7 protein-coding genes are annotated in these 6,920 nt (G+C 36.6%); 3 read left to right on the top strand and 4 right to left on the bottom strand.

Going from position 1 to position 6,920, the window contains the following annotated elements:
• Nucleotides 1-143: 143 nt before the first annotated feature.
• Nucleotides 144-1,229 carry a chorismate synthase gene (gene aroC, locus NZ519_10340; protein ID MCS7029146.1) on the top strand — a complete coding sequence of 362 codons (1,086 nt, stop codon included), beginning with the start codon at nt 144-146 and terminating at the stop codon, nt 1,227-1,229.
• Between the two features lie 12 nt (nt 1,230-1,241).
• Here the strand turns inward: aroC and NZ519_10345 are convergent, their stop codons facing one another.
• Both NZ519_10345 and hemC read right to left on the bottom strand, forming a co-directional pair.
• A complete protein-coding gene (locus NZ519_10345) occupies nt 1,242-2,486 on the bottom strand; it encodes an ABC transporter permease (GenBank protein ID MCS7029147.1) in 1,245 nt (414 codons plus the stop codon).
• Nucleotides 2,487-2,595: 109 nt separating this feature from the next.
• On the bottom strand, nt 2,596-3,513 hold the full coding sequence (gene hemC / locus NZ519_10350; protein ID MCS7029148.1) for a hydroxymethylbilane synthase: 918 nt from the start codon (nt 3,511-3,513) through the stop codon (nt 2,596-2,598).
• Nucleotides 3,514-3,657: 144 nt separating this feature from the next.
• Between hemC and NZ519_10355 the strand changes: the two genes are divergently transcribed.
• The gene (locus NZ519_10355) at nt 3,658-4,629 is read left to right on the top strand and encodes a leucine-rich repeat domain-containing protein (protein ID MCS7029149.1); all 972 of its coding nucleotides are present in this window, start codon (nt 3,658-3,660) and stop codon (nt 4,627-4,629) included.
• Nucleotides 4,626-5,429, top strand: coding sequence for an N-acetylmuramic acid 6-phosphate etherase (locus NZ519_10360; GenBank protein MCS7029150.1), 804 nt, complete (start codon nt 4,626-4,628; stop codon nt 5,427-5,429). Before NZ519_10355 ends, NZ519_10360 begins: the two co-directional genes overlap by 4 nt.
• Nucleotides 5,430-5,507: 78 nt before the next feature.
• On the opposite strand, the gene rpsO is transcribed toward NZ519_10360, so the two are convergent.
• On the bottom strand, nt 5,508-5,777 hold the full coding sequence (gene rpsO / locus NZ519_10365) for a 30S ribosomal protein S15 (protein ID MCS7029151.1): 270 nt from the start codon (nt 5,775-5,777) through the stop codon (nt 5,508-5,510).
• 123 nt (nt 5,778-5,900) lie between these two features.
• A complete protein-coding gene (locus NZ519_10370) occupies nt 5,901-6,500 on the bottom strand; it encodes a superoxide dismutase (protein ID MCS7029152.1) in 600 nt (199 codons plus the stop codon).
• Nucleotides 6,501-6,920: the final 420 nt, after the last annotated feature.

Here is a 6,920-nt window from a genome sequence, read left to right on the forward strand (position 1 = left end):
CGATAGCGTAGCCCGTAGCACGCCGACCTTGCCCACACAAGCGCAAGCGAAGTGTGGGCAAGGGCACGCCCAAAAAAATTAAAAAAATATCAGAAATTCATTTGCTATTAAACTTTTGCACTAAATTGTACATTTGATAAATTATGCAAGGAAGCAGCTTCGGAAAAGCCTTCTGCATTCACACTTTTGGCGAATCACATGGCGGAGCAGTAGGAGTAGTAATAGAAGGTTGTCCCGCAGGAATTCCGATATCCATTGAAAAAATACAGTACGAACTCAATCGCCGCAGACCCGGACAAAGCAAAATTACTACCTCTCGTAAAGAAACCGATACTGTACATGTTCTATCAGGAGTGGAAAAAGAAATAACTCTCGGCACACCTATATTGCTATTGGTCTATAATCAAGATGCTAAACCTAACGACTATACTGATATTGCTCACACATTTAGACCTTCACACGCAGACTTTACATACTTCAAAAAATATGGCATCACTGCATCCAGCGGAGGAGGTAGAGCATCTGCACGAGAAACTTTAGCCCGAGTAGCCGCAGGCGCAATTGCGAAACAAGTCCTTCAATACTGCTGTGCAGTGGAGATTTTAGCTTACGTTAGTCAAATATGGAAAATAAAAAGTCAAGTAGATCCGAATCAAGTTCAGCCCGAAGATATAGAAAAGAATATAGTCCGCTGCCCCGATATAAGCGCTGCTCAAATGATGGAAGAAGCTATTTTACAAGCAAAAGCAGAAGGCGACTCATTAGGCGGTATTATTACAGGAGTGGTAAGAAATGTTCCTATTGGCTTAGGCGAACCTGTTTTTGACAAATTTTCAGCTGATTTAGCCAAAGCTATGCTTTCCATAAACGCTGCGAAAGGTTTTGAATACGGTTCAGGGTTTGAGAGCGTTCTTTACAAAGGCTCTCAACTTAACGACGCTTTTTATACCGATGAAAAAGGTAATATACGCACAGAAACTAATCATTCAGGTGGAATACAAGGAGGTATAACCAACGGCGAGCCTATTATTTTTAGAGTAGCGTTCAAACCTACCTCCACTATTCTTAAAACTCAAAAAACGGTTGATAAATATGGTCAAAATGTAGTGATACATCCAAAAGGTAGACACGATCCTTGTGTAGTACCTCGTGCTGTACCTATCGTTGAAGCTATGACGGCAATTGTCCTATTAGACCACTATTTACGTAACAAAATAGTGAAAATTTGAGGCTTGTAGGGTTTATTCATATCTAAGGGCTTCAATTGGGTCAAGATTAGCGGCTTTCCATGCGGGGTAAATTCCTGAGATAAGTCCAACTAAAAAACATAAACTTATTGCTAAAGTTATCCATAGCCAAGGTATAATAAATTCACTGCCTATGGCTATTGAAACTAAATTTCCTATTAAAATTCCTAAAAATATGCCCAAAATACCTCCCAATTGACAAATTACAATTGCTTCTGTTAAAAATTGGCTTAAAATGTTGCGTTTAGTAGCCCCCAAAGACTTGCGAATTCCAATTTCTTGAGTTCTTTCAGTAACACTGACCAACATAATATTCATCAGACCTACGGCAGCCCCTGTCAGGGTAATAAGACCAATGAACATAGCAGCAGTTCGTACAATAGCTAACTCTTCTAATAAGAGTGTAGATAAAGCATCAGATTTTATGAAACCAAAATTATCTTCTTGTGATGGGTTCAAACCACGTACTTTTCGCATAACTGCTCGCGCTTCTTCAATAGCAGCGTCAAGCAAAGAATTTTGCTTTACCGTAATGTTGATGTGGTAATTTTTATTCCCTGTCAAGCTTGGAAAATTTTTATCTAGTGTAGAATACGGCATGACAACTATTTTATCGCCACCAAAACCTAAAGCTGAACCTTTTTCTTCAAACACTCCAATCACTGTAAAATGCTTACCGTTGATACTAATTTGTTTTTGTAATGGATTTTGATAGGGGAATAGCTCTTTGCGTACTTGTTCACCAATAATTGCCACAGGCAAACCTTCTTTTACTTCAAAAGCATTGAAGTTGCGCCCTTGCGCAATACTATATCCTTCTACAACAATAAAGCCCTGATCGCCCCCTTTTATGCTGATATTGGGATTAGTTTTGCGATTTTCGTACTTAACCTGCCCCATTTGTACATTAGCACTGCTGATGCTGATAGTTGCAGGGAATTTGTAATTATTTACAAAATCTTCAACATTTCTTTGAGTAATTTCGGGATTCTTTTTTTCCATAATTTTTGGTCTTCTTCGCCCACTTATGCGAATTTTTGAAGGTTGGTTCATAATTTTGAATGTGTTTGCACCCATAAGAGAAAATTTTTCTGTCATAGCATGCTTAATCCCATCAATAGCAGTAAGAATGCCCACCAAAGCCATAATTCCAAAAGCAATAATTAACATAGTCAAAACACTACGCAGCACATTTGCCCGAATGGCTTGCAGGGCTTCTTTAATGTTTATCCATAACATAAGCTCAAAGAAAAGTAAAAATAAAGTACAATTTATGCTTTCGTGATAAGATTATGACTAATTTTTTTGGATAACAAGTAGAAACTATACTTTTTATGGGCGGTTAGCATCAAAAATTATTGTTTTTGACTTTTTCTAGGATTTTTGTACCCTTTTGAGTATGAAGAATATTTTCTACTAAATTCAAAATTGTGTATTCAAGTTTATCTAATGTAGTTTTACTTTGTGCATAAGCCATATTTTTTCCCTCTAAGCTAATTATACCTGCTTGTAAGAAGATTTCTCCTTTTTGGTATTGCGCGTAGGCAAAAATAGGCACGCTACAACCTCCGCCCAACTGTTGTAAAATTAAACGTTCTGCTTGTACGCAAATACCTGTGTCTGTGTGATGTAGTATTTTTTTGAGTAGTTCTTGGTCGGGGTGGGAAGCGAGCATTTGTATGGCTAAAGCTCCTTGACCTGCTGCGGGAACAAACTGCTCAATAGGCAAAATACTTTGAATATATGAATCATAGCCCAATCGGTGGATACCTGCAAAAGCCATTAGCAAAGCATCAAACTGACCTTGTTCTAATTTTTTTATCCGAGTTTGTACATTACCTCTAACTTCGGCTACTTTATGCTGTGGGTAGTACCGTTTTAAGAAAGCCGCTCTGCGTGTAGAAGAGGTTCCTATGACTAACTCATCTCTTTCTAAATTAACATTTTTATGGCTTACTAGTACATCAGCAGGGCACTCGCGCTCCGTAAAAGCAATAATAGGCAAATCTTCACTTATGTTTGTAGGTACATCTTTGGCACTATGTACAGCAAGGTCAATTTCTTTGTTTCGCAAAGCTTGCTCTAATTCTTGGGTGAAAACTCCTTTACTTCCTATTTTACTCAAAGCAATATCCTGAATTTTATCGCCTTTTGTCTGAATAATTACTAACTCGGCATCTAAACCATGTTTTTTTAGTTTTTCGAGCACATAATTAGCTTGCCATAGCGCCAATGCGCTGCCCCGAGTTCCAATCCTGTATTTCATTTTGCCGATTGATTTTCAAAATACAACTGAGGTTTTACTGTTAAAAATATCAAGTTTGACTTTAATGCAATCTTAATCTGTCATGTTTATTTTTGCAACATTGAAAATAGAATTTTGATTTATTTTGTACATAGTACATGAAATATGAAAGCTTACTTAGATACCATTTTTGCTCAAACTCCTCCGCACAAAATTGAACAGCTCAACCTTGATTATGACTACATTAGCGATGAGATTGAAGAAAAATTTGATACTATTGAAGGATTAGAAGATTGTTTTGCTTTACAAAAACTGATTATCTCTCATCATGAAATTAGTTGTATTCAAGGTTTATCTGAAAATATTCACTTACAGTACTTGGATTTGAGCCATAATTTTATTCGCACCATAGAGAATATAGACCACTTACAAAACTTAACTTATCTTAACCTTTCTTTTAACGATATACGTAAAATTGAAGGACTAGCTTCACTACATAAGCTGACCTACTTAGATCTCGGACACAACAAAATCAAAAAAATTGAAGGATTAAGTGCACTAACTCAATTAAAAACGCTTATCTTATCTGGTAACAAAGCCATTTCCACCTTAGAAGGGCTAGAAAATCAATCGCAGCTTGAGCAGCTGTATCTAAAACAATGTAGAATAGTGGATTGGTCAGGTTTAAAACATCTGGTTCATTTACAAGAATTATATGTTACTCCCATACAAATTGGGGACATGTATTCCTCACTTAAACAATTACCTGAATTAAAGTTTTTACATATTTCTAACCGAGATTTACAAAAAATAGATAAAATTCCTTTCGTCCCGACTTTGAAAAAATTATCTGTTACTAACTGTGCCTTTTTGCAATTTGTTACAGGTTTGGAAGAAAATCCACAGTTAATTGAATTAGAATTGTCCAATAATGTTTTGTTAGAGCTGAGCGGCATTCAACATTTATCTCAATTAGAGTACTTGGATGTAAGGAATAATAGCCTGCGTAGGATATCCCTTGAAGTTTTACCTCAATCTCTGAAAAGAGTTAGAGTTATGGGCAATCCTTTAACTTCGGATACAATAGCACTTTTACAAGCATGGGCAAAAGAACGTCAAATTAGAATAGATATATGAAACACACCGAGGATGATTCTCCTTACCAAAATTTAGAAAGTTTAGCTACTAGCTCCTTGTTAGAATGTATTTTGTATGAGAATAGTCAAGTAATTTCAGCTATTGAAAAAGCCTTACCAAGTATAGAGAAGGTAATTGAGAAGTCTTATAGCTATTTAGTCCAAGGGGGACGACTATTTTATATAGGTGCAGGCACAAGTGGGCGTTTAGGAATTGTAGATGCTTCGGAGTGCTTACCTACTTTTGGCTTAGATAATGTAATCATAGGTATCATAGCAGGCGGAGATAGCGCTATACGTAAAGCAGTGGAATTTGCAGAAGATAATTCTGAACAAGCATGGATAGACCTACAAGCCTACGATGCCAATTCAAAAGATGTGGTAATAGGAATCTCTGCTTCTGGAAAAACTCCTTATGTTGTAGGTGGATTAAAGCGTGCCAAAGAAAAAGGTATCTACACCGTAGGTTTGGTATGTAATGCACACACGTTGATTCACCAAGTAGCAGAGGATACTGTGGAGATACTTACGGGTGCAGAAATTATTTCAGGTTCAACTCGTATGAAAGCAGGTACAGCGCAAAAAATAGTTTTAAACATGATAAGCACTACACTGATGATAAAATTAGGTAGAGTAAAAGGTAACAAAATGATTGATATGCAGCTGAGTAACCAAAAACTAATTGAAAGAGGAACGCGAATGTTAATGCAATTTCTGGAAATTTCCTACGAAGAGGCTAAAAAATTACTTTTAGAGCATAAAAGCGTGAGAAAAGTATTAGAGTTATATCAAAAGCAATAAGCTTTATCCAAAAATAAACTACTGCCCTTGCAGGTGTATAGCAAGCGCAGTAGTTTTGAGTACGTTTTTCTGTTATGCCTACTTACGCAAATTCAGTTTATCAACAATAGCTCTGTAGCGTTCAATATCTATTCTTTGTAGATAGTCTAGTAGTCTTTTACGTTTGCCTACCAGCTTTTTCAAAGCTAGTTCAGTAGACTTATCTTTTTTAGCAGTTTTAAGATGATTAGTTAGATGGTTGATACGATAGGTAAAAAGGGCGATTTGAGCTTCAGGTGCACCTGTATTTGTAGCTGAACCTGCATAAGTAGCAATAATTTCTGCTTTCTTTTCTTTGGTGAGGTACATAAGTCAGTTACTAAATTGGCGTGCAAAGATACAAGATTTTTTATTATAGTAGCAAACACTGCAAAAAAATAAAAAGCTCGCCTTAGTTTATTTAAGGCAAGCTTGTGAGAAGAATAGGTGCTTTTAGATAGAATCGTAGTTAAGTTGTACGTTAGACCAATTGACTACCTCCCACCAAGCATTTACATATTCTGCTCTGCGGTTTTGGTATTTGAGGTAGTAAGCGTGTTCCCATACATCTAGAACCAGAATAGGTGTAACACCCCATTGAGTAAGCTGCTGATGCTTTTCTGCTTGTAGTACTACGAGTTTGTCGTCTATTTTTCTGTGTGCTAAAATTGCCCAGCCGCTTCCTTCTACTGCGTTAGCTGCAGCAGTGAAGAGGGATTTAAAGTTCTTGTAGCTACCGAAATCTTTGTTAATTTTTTCAGCTAAGCTACCTGTCGGTTCTCCTCCTCCGCCGTTACCAGGGGGCGCCATGTTGTTCCAGAAAATACAGTGTAATAAGTGTCCTGAACCATGGAAAGCACATTCTTTCATTAAAGCTTTAACGGAACTAAAATCTCCGTTTTGAATCGCTAAGGCTAATTTTTCCTCTGCGGCATTTAAGCCATTGACATACGCCTTATGATGAATATCATGATGCAAACGCATGGTTTGCTCATCAATGTATGGCTCTAACGCATTATATGCGTATGGCAAAGGTGGAAGCTCGTGTGCCATTTTTTTACTTGATTAAACTTTACCTTAACTTGATTGAACTTAGTAAAGCAAATTTAGGGGGTGTTTTTGATATATCAAAATTTTTTGTGTAAATTTTATCTTATGCATTTACTAAATCACAAAATAAGTTACTTAAAAGTTACAAAAAGTGGGTTAGAAAACGCACCGTTTAGCCGCTTACAGAAAAAATTTTACCCAGAAGGTAACTTAGCAAATTTTGTTTCTAAAAAACTTGTATTTTTGCCTATTATGAGCAAATACATCTTTACATTGTTCCTTTTCATAGGAACAGTCCTACTAAATCTTTCTGAAAGTTCAGCTGCAAGCGCATCTTATTCAAAAAACGTTGTAGCGCCTGTTCCGCAAAAAAAACAACAGCAGCAAAAGCTGAAAAATAGAATAGCTCAAAAATTATGGGAG

This window comes from Bacteroidia bacterium (genome assembly GCA_025056095.1).
In the GTDB taxonomy this organism is placed as follows: Bacteria; Bacteroidota; Bacteroidia; order JANWVE01; family JANWVE01; genus JANWVE01.